Below are 18,523 nucleotides of genomic sequence, written 5' to 3'. Positions count from 1 at the left end.
CGTTGGCGCGGCCGGCTTGGGAGGAGCCGTGGTGCCATCACCTTTGCGGGGCCGGGGCCTTGGAATTTGGAAAGACGTGACATGAAACATGAGGGCGCGCCGCAAGGTTCGGCTGTCCCGCAGGAAATCGACGCCACGCCCGTGTCAAGCGGCGACGGCTTCGGGCACTATCGGTTCGGCGGCCTGTCGGGCAAGCTTCTGTTGATGACCGTTCTTTTCGTCATGCTGGCGGAAGTCCTCATCTATGTGCCCTCGATTGCCAATTTCAGAAACACCTGGCTCATGGACCGGCTGACCACCGCCGGTGTTGCAGCTTCCGTGCTGGCCGAAACCAACACCATCGCGCCGCGGCTGCAGGAAGAGCTGCTGCGCACGACCGGCGCCCTTGCAATTTCGCTCGATGAAGGCACGCGGCGCAGCCTGATCGCCATGAGCGACGTTCCCTCAGAGATGGAATTCGTCATCGACATGGCGGAGGTCACCCCGTGGTCGGCGATCATGCACAGTTTCGAGACCCTGACCTATCGCGGTGACGGCGCCATGCGGATCATCGGGGTCGGTCAGATGGGGCACACCGAGCATGTCGACGTTGTCCTTCCGGTGCGCCTGCTGCAGCAGGACATGCTCGCATTCTCCGGCCGTATCCTTGGCTTGTCGCTGGTGATTTCGATCATCACGGCCAGTCTCGTCTATATCACCCTGCGTGCCCTGTTCATCCGGCCGCTGCGCCACCTGACGTCCTCCATGGAGCGCTTTGCCGAAAGCCCGGAGGATACCTCGCGCATCATGCCGGTCTCCGGCCGCCGCGACGAACTGGGCGACGCGGAAATCCGTCTGGCAGGCATGGAGGAGGCCCTTTCAAGGGCGCTTCAGCAGAAGCAGAGGCTTGCGGACCTTGGTCTGGCCGTTTCCAAGATCAACCACGACCTGCGCAACCTGCTGGCCTCCGCGCAACTGTTTCTGGAGCGTCTGGAACATGTCCCGGACCCGACGGTCAAACGCCTCGCCCCCAAGATCCTGGCCACGCTCGACCGGGCAGTGGGCTACACCCAGGCGGTGATGTCCTACGGCAAGGCCCAGGAGCGGGCGCCGCAACGCCGCCTGCTGGCGCTGCGGCGCATTGGAGACGATGTTGCGGATGTTCTGGGTCTCGTGGACCACGCCACAGTGCGCTTGGACAACAAGGTGTCGGCGGACATCGAGATTGATGCCGATCCGGAACAGATCTTCCGCGTCATGCTCAATCTTGTCCGCAATGCCTTCCAGGCGCTGGAGGCGGAAAAGGACGAAACCCTGGTGCGCCGGATCACCATCGAGGCCGAGCGTGAGGGCGCTTGTGTCCGCGTCCGTGTATCGGATACCGGGCCAGGCATTCCGGACAACATCCGCAAGGCCTTGTTCAGGGCCTTTCACAGCGGCTCGAAGAACGGCGGTGTCGGCCTCGGGCTGGCAATCGTTGCCGAACTGCTCAAGGCTCATGGTGGATCGGTGCGTCTGGAGGACAATCAGACCGGCACGTGTTTCTGTTTCGAGGTTCCCGACCGCAAGCCGTAAGCAGAGGGGCGAACTTATTCACCGCTCAATGTTGCGGAATTTTGCGGGTTTCGGAACCGTGTGACAGTTCGTTGAAAAAAAGTTCAAAAAGGTTCTTGCAATCCCCCCCGGACCGCAGTAGGTAAGCGCCCTGTCCGGGGCACACAAGACGCCTCGCAGCGCCAAGACCGGTCATCGGCAGGTTCCAACCGAGATGACAAGATCTTCGCAAATACGCACCGGTAGCTCAGCTGGATAGAGCACCAGACTACGAATCTGGGGGTCGGGGGTTCGAATCCTCCCCGGTGCGCCATTCCCCAAATGTAAAATGCCAGGCAAAACCGACTTCTGTGTCAAATCACTGACCAAAATCGCATGCGGTAAAGGAAAGCCGACGTTTGTGCCTGGCGCAGTGAACGGCGGGAAAGAGCCTTTTTCTCCTGATTTGACAGTTGGTATTCTAGGCGTGATCTGACAGGAGACGAAGTGTGAAAATCTGGGGCCGCGACAATTCCACCAATGTCCGCAAGGTACTGTGGTGTGCCGAAGAACTTGGATTGAAGTACGAACATATCCCTGCTGGAGGTGCGTTCGGTGTCGTAAATTCTCAGGAGTTTCGCGCGCTCAACCCAAACGGCTTGGTGCCGTCTCTCAAGGACGGGGATCTGGTGCTTTGGGAATCGAACGCCATCGTCAGATATCTTGCAAGACAATATGGGACGACCCCGTTTGCACCTTCGGACCCGCGCATCTGGGCGGTGGCCGACAAGTGGATGGACTGGGCATCGCTTTCTTTCGCAGTGCCTTTCCGCGATGTGTTCTGGAATCTGGTGCGCTCTACGCCGGAACAGCGTGATGATGTGGCCGTAGAACGGGGGCTCGCGCAGTGCGCCACTCTCATGAGCATTGCGGATGATGCCCTTTCAGAAAGCGAATGGCTTTCAGGCGCTGAGTTCGGGTTCGGCGACATTCCCTTGGGCTGCATCGCCTATGCATGGTTCAGCATGTCAATCGAACGGCCAGAGCATCCTGCGCTTGAGGCATGGTATGGTCGCCTCTCTGAGCGCCCGGCCTATCGCAAGGCTGTCATGACGGGGCTGACCTGAAAAAAGGCCGAACGGCAGAAAAGTCCCGCAAAGCGGACCCTCGCGCGTTCCACGCATAGGGTCCGGTTTGGGTCGGAAATGCTTGGCATTTGAGCCGGGATTGCCTGGCACAGCTTCCCAATGCGGTTCAGAAAAACCAGAGCGCAGAGTCGGTTCGGCATGGCATTCGACACCAAAAGTGTCCTGCCCGCAGAGATGACCATCGGTTTATAGCGGTGACATGGGCAACGATCTCGTGCCGAACGGGGCGTCGATTGTCTGTAGCGTTCTCTGCTTCTGGCCGGTGTGTCGCAGATCATGGCTCGTGAAGCCGATCATCCAAATCCATCGTCTTCCTCTTTGTTCACAAGCTTCTGACCAGCCAGAACCATCCAGACATTGTTCTTCTTGCGATGCATGCAGATCCGACCTCAGGCGGAGCCTGGAACGCCCCTGTCATGGAAGGGATAGTCCAGGGGCGGCAGTTCCTGATATTGCCTGGGTCGAGGCCTGCGTAGACGACCACCGCCGCCTTCATGGCGCAGGCTTTCGGCGGACGTTGCGCGTTGAATTTCCTTACGAGAGCGCCAACCTTGATCTGATGCTGAAGGATGTTCCTGCCCGAAGACCGGTCGGCTTCTTTCTTGGGGGGGGATTGACCCGCTTCTCCGACGGCGCTCGTCCAGGATATCGCCTCCAACTTCCGAAGAGATAGCGTTTGTGTCTCAGGTGAGGGCTTGTTCGTTGAGCTGGGAATTACAGCCGTGCGGATAGGCGTGATCAGAAATCGGGCGGCCAATCCGGCTTCTTCAAAAAGAATTCATTGAGATAAAATTTGAAAATATTTTGCTGTTTGATTGTTGTTGCAAAGTGTGTATGCTCTTATAAAGAAGAACAGGCTTATCAAGAAAAATAAATTCATTCGTTCGCTTGTTTTTTCATGAAAATACAAAATTCATAACTGTATTTTGCAAAGTTGATGTGCGCGCTTTGGGTTGCGACGTTCCAGAGTAAGTGTGTCCGCAAGAGGCGGTCATGGCATATTTGATGGCGCTGATATCTGCTGCTTGCCGTCGCGCATCAGGCTTCACCGGACCAAAATCAGTTTGCGAAAGCATGGACGCGGCCGCCGGTTGAGCTGCCGGTCAGACGTATCTCTCGATACCGATGCCTTCACATGGCGGATCTCCGCTCACGAATTCTTCAAAACAAAGGATACCCAATTATCATGACCAAAACGACGGTCACAAAAACCAGCACAGACAAGGCTTCAGGCGGCTCCGCGGACCACAGTTTCCGGATAGGGCAGGCCGTGCGTCTGAAGAATGTATTCGGAGGCAAGAGTACGTCTGGTTTGACGTATCGCGTCACAGGCAGATTGCCGGCGCGCGATGGCTTGCCGCAATATCGCATTCAGTCCGATGGTGAAGCGTATGAGCGGATGACCACCCAGGATCAGCTGGAAGCGATCAGCAGCAACAGCACCGCTCCCGGTTCTACCAACTCGGCGCTGCTCGAAAAAACTTTCGGTTCCAGCCACCGCTAAGGTGGTTGAGAAATCGGTTCTGCCCGAGTGCGCGAAGAGGTATTCCTCGTCTGTCATCTACCCGATGCAGCAGGAACCGGAAACGTGCTCGAACTGGTTGAATTCGATTCCGACATTCGTCACTCCGCTGGATTGCCCAGGGGCCGTCTCCGGTCCTTTCTCGCAAGTTGTTGGCGTGAGACCTACGGGAAACAGTTGGGCGCCGATACAGCGTCCGCATTGATCGCGACCCTTGAAGGCGACCGTCTGGGCGGCATCCTGCCTGCAACGGATGAGCGTGTGCTCCTTGCCTTTCAGGATAAGCAGATCGTTGGAAGCTGCGTTTATGCGGCTCGCGGTTCTGTTGCCTATGTCTGGGGCTGTTATGTCAGCCAGGCAGTCCAGAGATCGGGGATCGGACGCAGATTGATCCGGCAAATCCTCAACGCGAATTCAGGTGCCGAGCGTCTTCAGGTCACTGGGCTATGGGCCAGCAAGAGCGCAACAGGGTTTTACACAGCCCTGGGATTTAAGGTTGTAGATCAGGTTGAATTCGAGCTCCTGCCCAACTGCAAGCAACCTGCGCTGGTCATGGACGCGTTTGTCGCGGACCTCGCGGCAGATTGACTGCGTGCTATCGATCCGGGCTCCGGCTGGTAAAATGGGCAGAGATTGAGATCGGCCCATCCTGAACGGTCATTTCGCTCACCTTGCCGGTCGCTCCCCTTGCCGGCAGTGCAGACAAAAACTCTCCAGAACGAAGAAGGAAGGTTGCCTGTCAGGCCTTGCGGAGAGTGCGTTTGCGCGGCTTTGCCTTGGTCGCTTTGCCTTTGGCTGTCTCGGTTGCCGTGCTTTCCTGATGCGCCTGGTTTGCCAGTCTCGCGGCTTTCAGCCGAGCCGTCTTGGCATCGCGTGCCGATGCTTCTGCCTCATTGATTTCGCGTGCAATGCGGCGGGTCGTTTCTGCTTTGCTTTCCGCGGTCTCCCGCCTTGTGCGAAGCGGAGTTTCTGTTTCCTTGGACGAAGTCATCTGCGCGCCTCCAACCGGTCAATGGTGGTTTAAATGCAAAAAAGGCCGGGAGTTACCCGGCCTTTTCTATTCATCCTGCCATCCGGTGCCAGTACATCCGTGGTCACCGGACAGAGTTGGATGCGGAATTAGACTTCCTGAAGATTGTCAGCAGCGGACTTGCCGGAACGGCGGTCCTGGACAACTTCAAAGCTGACCTTCTGGCCTTCGACCAGGCCGCGCATGCCTGCGCGCTCGACAGCGGAGATGTGCACGAACACGTCAGAAGCGCCATCTTCCGGCTGAATAAAGCCAAAGCCTTTGGTGGTGTTGAAGAATTTTACGGTTCCTACTGGCATAACGATTTCCTTTCAATCGGTCATGGTAGTTTGCGCGCCTCACGCTATGTGGGGCAGCGCGGTTAGGTCGACGTTGATGGGAAGATCGTTCAGAACACGGAAAACCGCGCAGTCACAAAGTTCGACAAACAATATCGATTGCTCATTTCTAGGTTGAAACCGTGTTCAAAACAAGGCGTATTTTCAGATTCCGTAAAAAGAATTTTCCGACCATCCATTTCGGCAATATTCGTTCGATTTGATCCGGCTTCACGACCGATCTGGTGCATGAGGGGGCGTTTGGCCGGGGCCGGCAGGACTGATGCCGTTTATCCGTCAGCGTTTCATGAAAGGCGAGGAACACTGCAGGCGCGCGCCTTGGCCTGTCCAGTAAGTGTTGTCGGAAGTGCGATAGGAATTGTGTTGGCGGAAGCACCAGTCGATGTGCCGGGTCACGACTGCATCACGAACGCCGATAGCCCAGGGATGCTGATAGTCGCGGCCATGATGATTGCTATGGCCGCCGGCGATAGCTGCCGGAGCGAAGACTGTTGTTGCGAGAGCTGCAGCTGCAACGGCGGTGAAAATGGTTTTCTTGAACATTTGGGGCTTCCTTTGGCCAGGTGTTGGCGAAGCGGTGTTCGCCGGTGCCCCTTACCTAGGAAATTTCATGCGCCGGGACCTGTGACGAGACACACAGCCCTCGCATGGCCTGTCTCATGACAGGGCAGGGCCATGCCTTCAGCCGCGGAAGCGTTGCCGACAGGCTCACACCGAATCGGCGACATCCTCCAGGCCTTCCCGGTTGCGGATAATCAGCCAGCCGTCCCTGATTTCGATCAGCTCTGCTTTCTGGAACTTGCGAAGGCACCGGTTCACGGTCTCTCGCGTATTGCCGATCATTTCGGCAATTTCCGATTGGGAAAGCGACAGTTTGGTCAGCGGTTTTTCTTCGCTGCCGGGAGCCGTCACCGTGATGCGCAGCAACAGGCGGGCAAGGCGTTCGGGCAGGCCGAGAAAGCCGATTTCCATCATCCTCTCGTCCGACCGGCGCACCCGTTTGCAAAGCAATTCGATCACGCGGATGGACAGAGCCGGATCGCGGTTGAGAACCTCAAGAAGAGACCGCCGTTCGAGCACGACCAGCTTGCAGTTGGTCAGGGCCCGGGCATTCGCAGACCGCTCGCCGCCATCAAGCAGGGCGATTTCGCCAAAGATATCTCCCGCATGCAGCTCCGACAACGTGACGTCGCGGGCGCTGGGGGTTGTCATGGTGATGCGCACGGAACCTTCCGCAATCGCCATCATGCTCTGCCCCGGTGTCCCCATGTCGAAAATGACATCGCCGGCAGTGTAGCGTTTCACATGGGCGAAAGCGGCAAGGTCCTTTCGACTCTGCTCGTCCAGGGCTTCGAAAATAAAGCTCTGTCCAAGAAGCTTTTCTTTATTCAAACTCTCGTCGGCAGCCATGTTCTCTCTTTCGGGTGTGATAAGAGTGTCACTGCAACGCTTGTTACAACGGTTGCCATGCCATACCAAGGTGGTATTTCACCGTGATGCCCTACAAGACCCTGACAAGCCTATCGGATATGCAATGTCAACAGGACGACTGAAACTGGCCATAACCCTGCTCTGGATGATGTTCGCAGCATCGACCACGGCCATGGCGCAAAATGTAAACGGGTGTGAGCGAACGCAGGTTCAGGATCCGCCAAGGGTCGTTTTTCAGTGTGATAACGGCCTTGTGATCGAAGCTGAAGCCGCCTCTGCGTTCAGTATCGATACTGCGGCCGGCGCCAGCCGCCCGGACGAGGTCGATCTGAGTGCCGATGCGGTGCTGATCGAGGTCGAGCCCGGCAGCGGACCGTTTCAGGTGCGCACCCCCCATGCCATCGCCGCCGTGCGCGGCACGATCTATGCGGTCGACGTCGGGCCGGAACGCACGTCTGTCTTCGTCGTGCGCGGCCATGTGTCGGTGTCGCGACCGGATGGCTCCGATACGGTGCTGCTGGCCGCGGGTGAGGGGGCGGATGTTGCCCCTGGGCTTCCCTTTGCGCCAGCCACATGGTCGGCGGAAAGGGCTGCAGGGTTGTTGTCCCGTTTCGGGCAATGAAACTGAAGCTCTATGCCTGTCTCGTCGCCCTGGCGATGTTGGCAGGTGTTGTCTGGGCGGGCGCGCTCGCCCAGAGCCACGTCGCCGGACGGGCAAGCGTTCTGGACCGTCTGGAAACCGTGCTGCTGGATCTGCGTATTCTGATAAAGGGGCCGCGTGAAGCGCCGCGGGACGTGGTGATTGTGGCCATTGACGACAAGACCGTCGCGGCCGCGGGGCAATACCCGGTCGGCAGGGTTATTCTGGCGGCGATTGTTGAACGGATCCGGGAAGCCGGTGCGAAGGCCCTGGCCGTCGACATTCTGCTGATTGGCAAATCGGATGAGGCCGCCGACGCCGGTCTGGCAAGCGCACTGGGGTCGCTGCCCTCGGTCATTGCGGCCGGCGGTCAGTTTCCGCTTGATGAGGCCGCTGTGGTTCGGGTGCCCGCTCCCGAAAGCGAGCTGCGCCCCTATGAGATCTTCGCCGAAGTCGCCAGCGTCGGGCTGGTCAACGTCGCGACCGATGCCGGCGGCACACCACGCCATTTCCCTCTCATCTTCAGGACGGATCAGGGCCTTGCCCCGTCTTTCGGCATGCAGGCTGTCGGCAAGTATCTTGGAAAGATCCCCTCGGTAACGGCCGAAGGCATCCGCCTCGCCGGACGAGTACAGCCGCTGGATATGCACTGGCAACAACCGCTGAACTATTACGGCAAGGGCGGCACGATCAGGACCGTCAGTGCAGAAGCGCTTCTTCAGGGGTCAGCCGCCGCCAAGGCCGCTCTCGATGGTCATCTGGTGATGCTCGGCGTGACGGCCTCGGCGGTCGGCGACCGGTTTTCCACGCCGTTCGACCCGATCCTGCCCGGAGTGGAGGTGCTGTCGACAGGGATCGCCAATCTGCTGGACGGTTCGGTGCTGTTGCGTGACAGCCGCGTTCGTCTGGGCGATGCCATTGCGGCCGTGTCCATTACGCTGCTTGGCATGGCCGTGATCGTGTTTCTGCCGCTGGCCAGCGCAACGATCGTCTATCTGCTGCTTCTTCTGGGCTGGCTCGCGGTCACGGTCATCAGTTTCAATCAGGGAATCTGGCTGAACGCGACGCTGCCGATTGCTGCAAGCTTGCCACCGGTCGTGGCTCTGGCTGTGCTGCGTGAGGGCTTCGACTGGTTTCGGGTGCGCCGGTTGATGGCTGCCCGCGAAGCCCTCAGCCGGTTTCAGGCTCCCGGCCTTGCCAGGCGCATTGCCGACGATCCCGGTTTTCTGCAGGTCCCGCGGGAGCAATCCGTCGCGATCCTGTTCATCGACCTGTCGGGATACACAGGCCTGTCGGAAAAACTGGGGCCCGCGCGCACGCGCGATGTCTTGAAGGCTTTTCATACGCTGGTGGTCAACGAGGCGGTGCGTAACAGGGGGCTGGTTCTGGATTTCATGGGCGATGGCGCCATGATCGGCTTCGGCATTCCGGACGCCACATCCAGGGACGCAGAGGATGCTTGCCGCTGTGCTTTCGACCTTGTTGGCGCGGTGCGAGACTGGATAAAGGCGTCCGGCCTAAATGCCGATATTCGGGAGGTCCGCATCGGGGGCCATTACGGCCCAGTGGTGCTGTCGCGTCTCGGCCATGACAATCAGCAACAGATCGCAGCGACCGGCGATTGCGTCAACGTAGCCAGCAGGCTGATGGAAGTTGGCAAGTCACACGGTGCATCGATGGTCCTTTCCACGACCCTGACCACAGCAGCCCAGACCATGTCAGATCAGGCCATGGCAGATCAGACCGCGGCGACCCCGGCATTCCAGGAGGCGTTGGCCAGGCCGCCACGCCTGGAGGCCGTTGCCATCAGGGGCCGTGTGCAGGAGCTGGAAGTGGCGCTCTGGACGGCAGACCAGGCAGTGCCGGAGCCGAGCGGGACCACCGCAACGCACTGAATATGCGAAACGCAATCCCTGGCCGGGACAAAAAAGTACGGACGGAAGCTTTCTGCTTCCGCCCGACTTGTGTACCGGCCATCCGCCTGTGGGGAGCTTCGGCCGGTGATGCGTCCGGTTCAATGGACTGAAAGACACTAGGCCGACCAGATGCCGCAGACATGTGACGGCAATCACACGAAAAAAGACACGCCGCCGCTGTTTCAAGCCTTTGACGACCCGGTCAGGCGGCTGCAATTTCGCGTTCCGCCTGCGCGGAAATACCTCAAAGCAATCTCTTCAATTTTGTCAGGCTATGGCCTACCGTGTGCGGTACCACGCAGGAACCTTTGAGTCGTCTGCGGCCGGATCTTTTCAACCTCATTCGAGACGAGACCCTCCATGGCACAGCTGCCGAATTCCCTTGAAGCCCGCGATACAGCTTTTCAGCTCCATTCCTACGCAGATGCCCGCCGCCAGGAAGAGACAGGCTCCCTGGTGATTGAAAAGGGCGACGGCATTTATGTCGAGGATATCAACGGCAAGCGTTACATCGAAGGCATGGCAGGCCTCTGGAGCGTTGCCGTCGGCTTTGGCGAAAAGCGCCTGGTGGAGGCGGCTGCCCGGCAGATGGAGAAGCTGCCCTACTACCACACCTTCACCTACAAGACCCACGGCCCATCCATTGAACTGGCGGAAAAGCTGGTTGAGATGGCACCGGTGCCGATGTCGAAAGCCTATTTCACGAATTCCGGGTCCGAAGCCAACGACACGGCAATCAAGCTGATCTGGTACCGGTCAAACGCCCTTGGCCAGCCGGAACGCAAGAAGATCATCTCCCGCGTGCGCGGGTATCATGGCGTCACCATCGCTTCCGCCAGCCTCACGGGCCTGCCCAACAACCACCGCTCGTTCGACCTGCCGCTGCCGCAGATCCTGCACACCACCTGCCCGCATTATCGCACCATGAAAAAGGACGGCGAGAGCGAGGCGGATTTCGCAAAGCGCTGCGCACAGGATCTGGAAGACCTGATCCTGGCGGAAGGCCCGGAAACGATCGCAGCCTTCTTTGCCGAGCCGGTGATGGGCGCTGGCGGCGTCGTTGTGCCGCCGGACGGATATTGGGAAGCGGTTCAGCCGGTCCTGAAGAAATACGGCATTCTTTTCGTGGCCGATGAAGTGATCTGCGGCTTTGGCCGGACCGGCAACATGTTCGGCACGGAAACCTACAATCTGCAGCCGGACATGATGACGCTCTCCAAGGGCTTGTCGTCGTCCTACCAGCCGATTTCCGCGCTGTTGATCAATGACACGGTCTATCAGCCAGTTGCGGACGAAAGCCACAACATCGGCGTACTCGGCCACGGCTACACTGCCGCCGGGCACCCGGTCGCTGCCGCCGTTGCGCTGGAAAACCTGAAGATCATCGAGGAGCGGGATCTGGTCGGCCACGTCAAAGCTATTGCGCCAACCTTCCAGAAGCGTCTTGCCGGCCTTGCGGAAAGCCCGTTGGTCATCGAGACCCGCGGGGTCGGGTTGATCGGTGCAGCGGAACTGAAGCATGAGGCTCTGGCGGCAATGCCTGGAGCGCTCGGCGCAAAGACCAATGCAACGTTCCACGACAAGGGCCTGATTTCGCGCAACATGCTGGATGCCATGGCTTTCTGTCCGCCGCTGATCATCACCGAAGCCCAGGTGAACGAAATGTTCGACATTGCTGAAGCCGGTCTTGAGGCAGTTCAGGGCAGTCTGTGAGCGGCAACTACTCCATACTCGGCACTATCTCCGGTACGTCCGCCGACGGGATCGATCTTGCGTGGATCGAGACCGACGGCCGGACGGTGGCCCGTTTCGGCCCGGCGGAAACCGCAAGCTACCGGCCTGAGACCAGGCGCCGGGTGCTGGACGCAGCTGCGCGCAAGGGAACCGGGAGGGAAGCCTGGCCGGAGATTGCCGCAGCCGTCACCCGGGATCACGCCGAGGCGGTCCTGGCCTTTCTGGCACAGCACGACCTGTCGCCCGACGCCGTGGTGTTTCACGGTCAGACCGTGTGGCATGACCCGGACAGAGGCGAAACGGTGCAACTGGGAGATCCGCAGGCGCTGGCAACGGATCTCAACGTGCCGGTGATCGGCGACGTGCGTCTGGCCGATATGGCTGCTGGAGGGCAGGGGGCACCCCTGGTTCCCGTCTATCATCAGGCGCTTGCCAAGACCCTGGTCGGCGAAAGCCTTGAGCCGCTTTGTTTCCTGAATATCGGTGGGGTTTCCAACCTCACCTATATCGAGGGCGACCGGCTGCTTGCCTTCGATATTGGCCCGGGCAATGCGTTTCTGGATGACTGGATCCACAAGCATGGCGCGGGTGACTATGATGCAGGCGGTGAGATTTCCGCCAGAGGAAAGGTCGATGAAGACCGCCTGCGCACGGCATTGACCCATCCGTTTCTGTCTGCGCCCGGCCCGAAGTCCCTCGACCGTTACAGCTTTTCCGGCGAGTTCGCCGAAGGTCTCAGCCTTGAGGACGGCGCCGCAACGCTGCTTGCCTTCACTGCCGAAGCAATTGCCGCATCGGAAAAGCTGTTGCCGCAGGTGCCGAAGCTCTGGCTGGTCTGCGGTGGCGGCCGGCACAATCCGGTTCTGATGAAGGCACTCTCGGAACGTCTTGCGGGGCAGGTCGTTTCAGCGGACGAATACCGCATCGACGGAGACGCCCTGGAGGCCCAGGCAATGGCGTTTTTGGGCGCGCGTCTGAAGGCCTCGCTGCCAACCACCTTTCCCGGAACAACTGGTGTCAGTCAGCCTGTTGTTGGCGGCGAACTCTTTATGCCAGGCACATGAACACTCGCAAAGGGGTGAGGTTGGGGCGCACGAACGGTACCTGCATTTGCTTGCACCGGCCCGTGCTTGCCGCTAACCAGACATCATGAACGGATCTGAAATCTACCGGCGGCTGATCGGCCTCATCGAAGAGCGGGTCTTGAAACCCGGTGACCGCTTGCGCGAGGCTGATCTTGCGGAAGAATTCGGTGTGTCCAGAACGCCGATCCGCGAAGGGTTGAAACGGCTGGAGGCGCAGGGCCTCGCCGTGCATGAACCCAACCGTGGCATGGTCGTGCCGACACTGGATCATGGCCAGATCAACGAAGTCTATTTCATGCGGGAAATTCTGGAAGGAACCGCAGCCGGGCTTGCTGCCAAACATGCCTCCAAGCCGGAGGTGGAGATACTGCAGGACCTTGTCACGGCAGACCGTAAGCGCATTGCGGACAAGGACAGCCTCGTACGCTCCAACCGCGAATTTCACCGCCGTCTGTGCCTGGCGTCGCACAACCGCTATCTGGTCGACCAGATCGACCACTTGCGCCTGTCGCTCATCCTGATGGCGGGCACCACGCTGGACACGCCCGAGCGGCGCGAGACGGCGGTTGAAGAACATGCCGCCATTGTTGATGCGATTTCCGAAGGAAACTGTGCGGCCGCGGAAGCTGCCGCCCGTCTTCACATTGCCCATGCGCACAAGACACGGCTGAAGCAGATCTGATCAGGCGTTCACAATCGACCCTGCCGATTGCAGCAACAGAGTGAGCGCCGCAACTGCAAGGACAGTGAAGGTCAGACCCATGCCCGCGACCCGGAATTTCAGTGGCTCCGGCTCCTGACTGACGCTGTAGGCGTGCAGGGCTCTGCCGGCAAGCAGGGCCAGACCTAGAGCCCAGAGCAGCCAGTGGGCAGTTCCTGTCAGCTCCAGTATCAACATCAATACCAGAGCGAGCGGAGCATATTCGGCAAAGTTGCCATGAGCACGCATGCGTCTTTGCAGCCCGCTATGGCCACCATCCCCCAGGCCGACGCGTTCGCTCTTGCGCACAGCGATGACCCGAATGCTCAGGTAGATGTAAAGCAGCGTTAGAAGACCCGCAAAAAGCGGAGTGATGTAAAGCGCCATATCGCTCCCTTGAAAGAAGAGCCGGCGGCGCAGGGTGTTGCCGCCGGGTATGTTCAGCTTACGACGAGTGAAAAACTGCGGATCAGCATTCGACGATATTGACGGCCAGTCCGCCTTTTGACGTTTCCTTGTACTGCTCCATCATGTCCATGCCGGTCTGGCGCATTGTCTCGATGCAGCCGTCCAGAGGCACGAAATGAGACCCATCGCCGCGAAGCGCCAGAGAGGCCGCCGTCACCGCCTTGACCGCGCCGAGGGCGTTGCGCTCGATGCAGGGAACCTGCACGAGGCCAGCGATCGGATCGCAGGTCATGCCGAGGTGGTGTTCCAGAGCGATTTCCGCTGCATTCTCGATCTGCTCGTTCGTGCCGCCAAGGGCCGCGCAAAGACCGGCGGCGGCCATGGCGGAGGCCGAACCGACTTCTCCCTGGCATCCGACTTCGGCGCCTGAGATGGAGGCATTTGCCTTGATGATCCCGCCAACGGCCGCTGCCGTCAGCAGGAAGGTGCGGATGCCGGCCTGATCGGCGCCGGAGCAGTGGTCGAGATAATAGCGGGTCACGGCGGGAATAACCCCGGCGGCGCCATTGGTCGGCGCTGTCACCACACGTCCCCCTGCTGCGTTCTCCTCATTGACGGCCATCGCGTAAACGCCGAGCCAGTCGACCACGTTGTGCTCGAAACGCGGATTGGTGCGGCCTTCGCGGATGAGCTTCTGATAGATGTCGGCGGCGCGGCGTTTCACCTTCAGGCCACCTGGCAGGATACCGGTCTGGGAGATGCCCCGGTTGATGCAGGAATCCATGGCAGACCACAGCCGGTCGATACCTTCTTCCACTTCAGCCTGAGGTTTGTCGCTGCATTCGTTCTGCAGCTTCATCTCGGCAATGGACAGCTCGGCTTCCCGGCCCATCTCCAGCATCTGCTTCGCGCTGGCAAAGGGGAACGGCACATCCTGTTTGGCCAGTTCGTTGACCGGTTCATTACTGGTCTTGCGCAGCTCGGATTCGCTCACCACGAAACCGCCGCCAATGGAGTAATAGACGAATGTGTCGACGACCGAGCCCGCAGCATCCAGCAGGTGAAACGTCATGCCGTTGGCATGAAGGTCCAGCGGCGGGCCATAGTCGAAAATGACGTCTCGCGACGGTTCGAACTGCAGCTCGGGCAGACCGTCTATCTTCAGCCTTTTGGTCTGCTCCAGCTCTTCCAGCATCGGGTCGACCTCATCCGGGTCGATGGAATCCGGCCGCGCCCCGAGCAGTCCGAGGCATACGGCCTTGTCCGTGGCGTGCCCCTTGCCTGTGAAGGCCAGCGACCCATGCAAGGTGACGGTCAGGCGTGTCGCACGGCTTTCCGCACCAGAAAGGCCACGCACCCGGTCAAGGTAGCGCTGAACGGCAACCATCGGCCCAACCGTGTGAGAACTGGACGGCCCGATGCCGATTTTGAAAATGTCGAAGACGCTGATGAACATCTCTTGAACCGCGGTTATTAGATGCACCGGCTACCGGTGCTTTCAGGTCACGCTAACAGATAACGCCCGCCAAGCCGCCATTCAAACGGGCAATTTTGTGTTATTTGCGACATACCGCCGAAACAGACGTTTTCCCGTGCAGCTTCCAACCGGAGCAAATGGTTCGCGGAAACAGTTGTTTGCGAAATGACGCTTTGATAGCGTTCGGCTTCCTTTCAAATGCAACTATCCGAAAAAAGAGCTTCTCATGACCTCGCAGCACCCGGCCGACATCGCAGATGATCTGGCTTCCAAAAAACAGGCGTTTCAGATCCCGGACGGGGTGATCTATCTGGATGGCAATTCGCTGGGTGTGCTGCCGAAACACGTGCCCGATCGCATCGCACAGGTGATCAAGGAAGAATGGGGCAACAGCCTGATCAGGGCCTGGAACACCCATAGCTGGATCGATCTGCCCACCCGCACGGGGGACCGCATCGGCAAGTTGATTGGCGCGCCGGCCGGAACGGTCGTGGCCTGCGACAGCACCTCCATCAATGTGTTCAAGGTGCTCTCCGCGGCCTTGTCCTTGCGGCCGGACCGGAAGGTGATCCTGTCCGACAACGGCAATTTCCCGACGGATCTTTATGTTGCGTCCGGGCTGACCGAGTTGCTCGACAAGGGGTACGAACTGAAGGTCGTCGATCCGGAAGCGGTCAAGGAAACTATAGGTGAGGACGTCGCGGTGGTGATGCTCACCCAGGTGGATTATCGCACCGGCCGGCTTCATGACATGAAGGACATCACCCGCAAGGCGCATGATGCCGGCGCCCTTGCCATTTGGGATCTTGCCCATTCGGCAGGTGCGATCCCGGTTGACCTGAGCGGTGCCGGCGCGGATTTCGCCATCGGATGCGGCTACAAATACCTCAACGGCGGCCCGGGAGCGCCGGCGTTTCTTTACGTCGCCCCCGAGCTTCAGGACAAGGTGACGTCGCCGATGACCGGCTGGATGGGGCATGAGGCGCCTTTCGCGTTTGATCTCGACTATCGTCCAGTCTCCGGCATCAACCGGATGACGGTCGGCACCCCGGCCATCCTCGCGCTTTCAAGTCTTCATGCGGCTCTCGATGTGTTCGAAGATGTCGACATGGCGGACATCCGCCGCAAGTCCGTGTCGCTCAGCGAATTGTTCATCGCCGAAGTCGAGGGCAAATGTCCGCAATTGACGCTTGCAAGCCCGCGCGACCCGGAGGCCCGCGGCAGTCAGGTGTCGTTCCGTTTCGCGGAAGGTTACGCCGTCATGCAGGCGCTGATCAGCCGGGGCGTGATCGGCGACTTCCGGGCACCGGACGTAATGCGCTTCGGCTTCACACCGCTTTACCTGTCGCATCAGGACATTGTCGATGCGGTCGGCATTCTGAAAGACATTCTGGAGACGGAAAGCTGGAACCGGCCGGAGTTCAAGACCCGCGCGAAGGTTACATAGCCGCGGCGCGGACCTGGGCCTGAAGCATGTCGATGAATTGCTCTTCCGGGACCGGCCTGGAATAAAGGAAGCCCTGGAAGAGGTTGCAGCCATTTTCCGACAGCCAGCTTCGTTGCTCGATGGTTTCCACCCCTTCGGCAACGACGCTGGCATCAAGTGCGGAGGCCAGCGACAGGATCAGCCGGACGATGGCTCCACCCGTGGCGATGTCGTTCATGAACATCCGGTCGATCTTGATGCCGTCGATCGGATAGTTGTGCAGATAGGCCAGGTTCGAATAGCCGGTGCCGAAATCGTCAATGACGATCCGGTAGCCGGCCGCCTTGAGCTTCATCAGGGTCTCATAGGCATGCGGAATATCGCCAAGCAGAACGCTTTCGGTGATTTCCAGAGAGATTTCGCTCGCGTTGCAGGCCTTTTCCTTCGGCAGGTTCTCCATGCAGGTAAGGAATTTCGGGTCAGACAACTGCTTGGGGGAAACATTCATCGACAGTGGAACGGAAACATCGAGCAGCTTGAGCCGGGACTGCATATCCGCGACGTTGCGGCTGACCCAGGTGCCGATCTCGTTGATGAGACCTGTTTCCTCGGCAACCGATATAAAGTCGTCAGGGCCGACCAACCCCTTTTCGGGGTGCTGCCAGCGCAGCAGCGCCTCGGCGCCGACAATCCGCTGGCTACGGGTACAGGCGATCGGCTGATAATAAAGGAGGAACTCATTCGCGCGGATCGCGCGTTCAAGATCCTTCTTCAGGGACAGGTGCTTGTCCCGAAGCTTGCGCATGAATTCCTTGTAGCGGACGCATTTGTGCTTGCGATCCGACTTGGCCTGGTAAAGCGCAAGGTCCGCATGACGCATGAGCTCATCGATATCGCTGCCGTCCATGGGATAATGGACGTAGCCGATGCTCAGCCCGACATGTCGGGGTTTGCCTTCAATCATTTGCGGCGTGGCAAAGGCCTGCAGAAGGGCCTGGCCGAACCAGTCCGGGCGCGGGCTTTCGGGCGAAGACAGATGGCAAATCAGAAACTCGTCGCCGCCAAGGCGCGCAACGATATCGTTTTGACCCGCCAACTCCTTCAGCCTGGTGGCGACAAGTTGCAAGAGATGGTCGCCTGCCGCATGGCCAAGCGTATCGTTGACCATCTTGAAGTCGTCCAGATCCACAAGATAGAGCGTCGCGATCAGATCGTTTTCCTGCGCTCTCTGCTTCACCTGCATCAGACGCTCTTTCAAGTAGGTCCTGTTCGACAGACCCGTCAGAGCGTCGTGGCTGGCAAGATATTGTGCGCGTTCCTTGGTCTGATGAAGCTCGGTGACGTCGATCTCGCTCAACAGAAAGGCGGGCTTGCCTGACACGGCGTCGTGGCAGCGGCGGATAGTGATTTCGTGCCAGCGCAAACCGTCGCATGTGAGCACTTCCGCCACGAATTTGGTGTTGGCCTTGTCGCTCAGCACACTCATCACCTTCCGGGCGAGAGCCTTGTCGATGAAATGATCCCACAAGGTGCACTCAAGATCGGTGCAGGCGGCCCTGGCAGCCGTGTTGCGATACAGCGGGTGTCCATCTTCGGAGAAAAGCGAAATCATCACCGTGGTATGCATCAGCGCTTCGGCGCTGCGCAGCGTTTCCGGCTGTTGCTCGTGATGCGGGCGGCCTTCGCACAAAAGCGCCATGCGCCCGTCATTCAGCCGGATGCCGCTCATGACGACTTGCAGAACCTCCGCCTTGCCCTTTGGGTAGAGGGTCCAGATCTCCGAAAAGCTCACATCGTGTTTGGTGAAGTCCTGCTGGTACTGGCGCAGACGTTGTGCCACGGAATGCGACATGTCCGAGCCCATGTCGCGTGACCGCAATTCTTCCAGTGAATCGGCACCGGTAAATTCTAGCGCCTTGCGATTGGCCCAGAGAATACATTTTTCATCGAAATCGAAAACCCAGATGCCGGTGTCGAGACGGTCGTAAATAGAAAAGATCAGATCCTGATCCACCTTGCCGTCTGCAGGAATAAAGGTAGGGGACGCTTTCTTTTGCTCGGTTACCCGCTGCGTCTGGGAAAGGTCGGACATATGTGACAGGGTCGTTCTCCAGGGTGAACGCAATCAACATCAGATCTTTTGACGGCTCAGGCCA

Annotated in this window: 17 protein-coding genes and 1 tRNA gene; 11 read left to right on the top strand and 7 right to left on the bottom strand. The window is 59.3% G+C overall.

Annotated features, from left to right (window positions below; translation table 11 throughout):
- The first annotated feature begins 81 nt into the window (after nucleotides 1-81).
- The 5 genes from FMN63_RS17735 to FMN63_RS17710 all read left to right on the top strand — a co-directional run bounded on the left by FMN63_RS17735 (nucleotide 82) and on the right by FMN63_RS17710 (nucleotide 4,770).
- Nucleotides 82-1,554: a sensor histidine kinase gene (locus FMN63_RS17735; RefSeq protein WP_148585422.1), complete on the top strand. Its 1,473-nt coding sequence runs from the start codon at nucleotides 82-84 to the stop codon at nucleotides 1,552-1,554.
- Between the two features lie 215 nt (nucleotides 1,555-1,769).
- Nucleotides 1,770-1,846: transfer RNA gene (locus tag FMN63_RS17730), tRNA-Arg, on the top strand.
- A 175-nt stretch (nucleotides 1,847-2,021) separates the two neighbouring features.
- Nucleotides 2,022-2,639 (top strand): glutathione S-transferase family protein, encoded by a 618-nt coding sequence (locus tag FMN63_RS17725; RefSeq protein ID WP_148585421.1) that lies wholly within the window; start codon nucleotides 2,022-2,024, stop codon nucleotides 2,637-2,639.
- 1,207 nt (nucleotides 2,640-3,846) lie between these two features.
- The gene (locus tag FMN63_RS17715; RefSeq protein ID WP_148585420.1) at nucleotides 3,847-4,164 is read left to right on the top strand and encodes a hypothetical protein; all 318 of its coding nucleotides are present in this window, start codon (nucleotides 3,847-3,849) and stop codon (nucleotides 4,162-4,164) included.
- 195 nt (nucleotides 4,165-4,359) lie between these two features.
- The gene (locus FMN63_RS17710; RefSeq protein WP_162530065.1) at nucleotides 4,360-4,770 is read left to right on the top strand and encodes a GNAT family N-acetyltransferase; all 411 of its coding nucleotides are present in this window, start codon (nucleotides 4,360-4,362) and stop codon (nucleotides 4,768-4,770) included.
- Between the two features lie 151 nt (nucleotides 4,771-4,921).
- Here the strand turns inward: FMN63_RS17710 and FMN63_RS17705 are convergent, their stop codons facing one another.
- The 4 genes from FMN63_RS17705 to FMN63_RS17690 form a co-directional block, all read right to left on the bottom strand.
- Nucleotides 4,922-5,173: a hypothetical protein gene (locus FMN63_RS17705; RefSeq protein WP_148585418.1), complete on the bottom strand. Its 252-nt coding sequence runs from the start codon at nucleotides 5,171-5,173 to the stop codon at nucleotides 4,922-4,924.
- Between the two features lie 128 nt (nucleotides 5,174-5,301).
- Nucleotides 5,302-5,511 carry a cold-shock protein gene (locus FMN63_RS17700; protein ID WP_148585417.1) on the bottom strand — a complete coding sequence of 70 codons (210 nt, stop codon included), beginning with the start codon at nucleotides 5,509-5,511 and terminating at the stop codon, nucleotides 5,302-5,304.
- 315 nt (nucleotides 5,512-5,826) lie between these two features.
- The gene (locus tag FMN63_RS17695; RefSeq protein ID WP_148585416.1) at nucleotides 5,827-6,093 is read right to left on the bottom strand and encodes a BA14K family protein; all 267 of its coding nucleotides are present in this window, start codon (nucleotides 6,091-6,093) and stop codon (nucleotides 5,827-5,829) included.
- A 165-nt stretch (nucleotides 6,094-6,258) separates the two neighbouring features.
- A complete protein-coding gene (locus FMN63_RS17690; protein WP_148585415.1) occupies nucleotides 6,259-6,960 on the bottom strand; it encodes a Crp/Fnr family transcriptional regulator in 702 nt (233 codons plus the stop codon).
- Between the two features lie 124 nt (nucleotides 6,961-7,084).
- Here FMN63_RS17690 and FMN63_RS17685 point away from each other — a divergent pair, with 124 nt between their 5' ends.
- The 5 genes from FMN63_RS17685 to FMN63_RS17665 all read left to right on the top strand — a co-directional run bounded on the left by FMN63_RS17685 (nucleotide 7,085) and on the right by FMN63_RS17665 (nucleotide 13,038).
- Nucleotides 7,085-7,603: a FecR domain-containing protein gene (locus tag FMN63_RS17685; RefSeq protein WP_162530064.1), complete on the top strand. Its 519-nt coding sequence runs from the start codon at nucleotides 7,085-7,087 to the stop codon at nucleotides 7,601-7,603.
- On the top strand, nucleotides 7,600-9,516 hold the full coding sequence (locus FMN63_RS17680) for a CHASE2 domain-containing protein (protein ID WP_148585413.1): 1,917 nt from the start codon (nucleotides 7,600-7,602) through the stop codon (nucleotides 9,514-9,516). Before FMN63_RS17685 ends, FMN63_RS17680 begins: the two co-directional genes overlap by 4 nt.
- 381 nt (nucleotides 9,517-9,897) lie before the next feature.
- Nucleotides 9,898-11,250 carry an aspartate aminotransferase family protein gene (locus FMN63_RS17675; RefSeq protein WP_148585412.1) on the top strand — a complete coding sequence of 451 codons (1,353 nt, stop codon included), beginning with the start codon at nucleotides 9,898-9,900 and terminating at the stop codon, nucleotides 11,248-11,250.
- The gene (locus FMN63_RS17670; protein ID WP_148585411.1) at nucleotides 11,247-12,335 is read left to right on the top strand and encodes an anhydro-N-acetylmuramic acid kinase; all 1,089 of its coding nucleotides are present in this window, start codon (nucleotides 11,247-11,249) and stop codon (nucleotides 12,333-12,335) included. Before FMN63_RS17675 ends, FMN63_RS17670 begins: the two co-directional genes overlap by 4 nt.
- An 85-nt stretch (nucleotides 12,336-12,420) precedes the next feature.
- Nucleotides 12,421-13,038 carry a GntR family transcriptional regulator gene (locus FMN63_RS17665; RefSeq protein ID WP_148585410.1) on the top strand — a complete coding sequence of 206 codons (618 nt, stop codon included), beginning with the start codon at nucleotides 12,421-12,423 and terminating at the stop codon, nucleotides 13,036-13,038.
- Here the strand turns inward: FMN63_RS17665 and FMN63_RS17660 are convergent, their stop codons facing one another.
- Together FMN63_RS17660 and FMN63_RS17655 are read right to left on the bottom strand one after the other, a co-directional pair.
- Nucleotides 13,039-13,443, bottom strand: coding sequence for an MAPEG family protein (locus tag FMN63_RS17660; RefSeq protein WP_148585409.1), 405 nt, complete (start codon nucleotides 13,441-13,443; stop codon nucleotides 13,039-13,041).
- Between the two features lie 82 nt (nucleotides 13,444-13,525).
- Nucleotides 13,526-14,920: an L-serine ammonia-lyase gene (locus FMN63_RS17655; protein WP_148585408.1), complete on the bottom strand. Its 1,395-nt coding sequence runs from the start codon at nucleotides 14,918-14,920 to the stop codon at nucleotides 13,526-13,528.
- A 247-nt stretch (nucleotides 14,921-15,167) separates the two neighbouring features.
- Here FMN63_RS17655 and kynU point away from each other — a divergent pair, with 247 nt between their 5' ends.
- Nucleotides 15,168-16,388, top strand: coding sequence for a kynureninase (gene kynU / locus FMN63_RS17650; RefSeq protein ID WP_148585407.1), 1,221 nt, complete (start codon nucleotides 15,168-15,170; stop codon nucleotides 16,386-16,388).
- On the opposite strand, the gene FMN63_RS17645 is transcribed toward kynU, so the two are convergent.
- Nucleotides 16,381-18,459: a putative bifunctional diguanylate cyclase/phosphodiesterase gene (locus tag FMN63_RS17645; protein ID WP_148585406.1), complete on the bottom strand. Its 2,079-nt coding sequence runs from the start codon at nucleotides 18,457-18,459 to the stop codon at nucleotides 16,381-16,383. The two genes, kynU and FMN63_RS17645, sit on opposite strands and share 8 nt — an antisense overlap.
- Nucleotides 18,460-18,523 lie beyond the last annotated feature (64 nt).

Origin of the sequence: Stappia sp. BW2, from assembly GCF_008107695.1 — a bacterium.
Lineage (GTDB): Bacteria > Pseudomonadota > Alphaproteobacteria > Rhizobiales > Stappiaceae > Roseibium.
The sequence above is the reverse complement of the archived record's forward strand: the minus strand, read 5'-3'. Positions and strand labels throughout refer to the sequence as shown.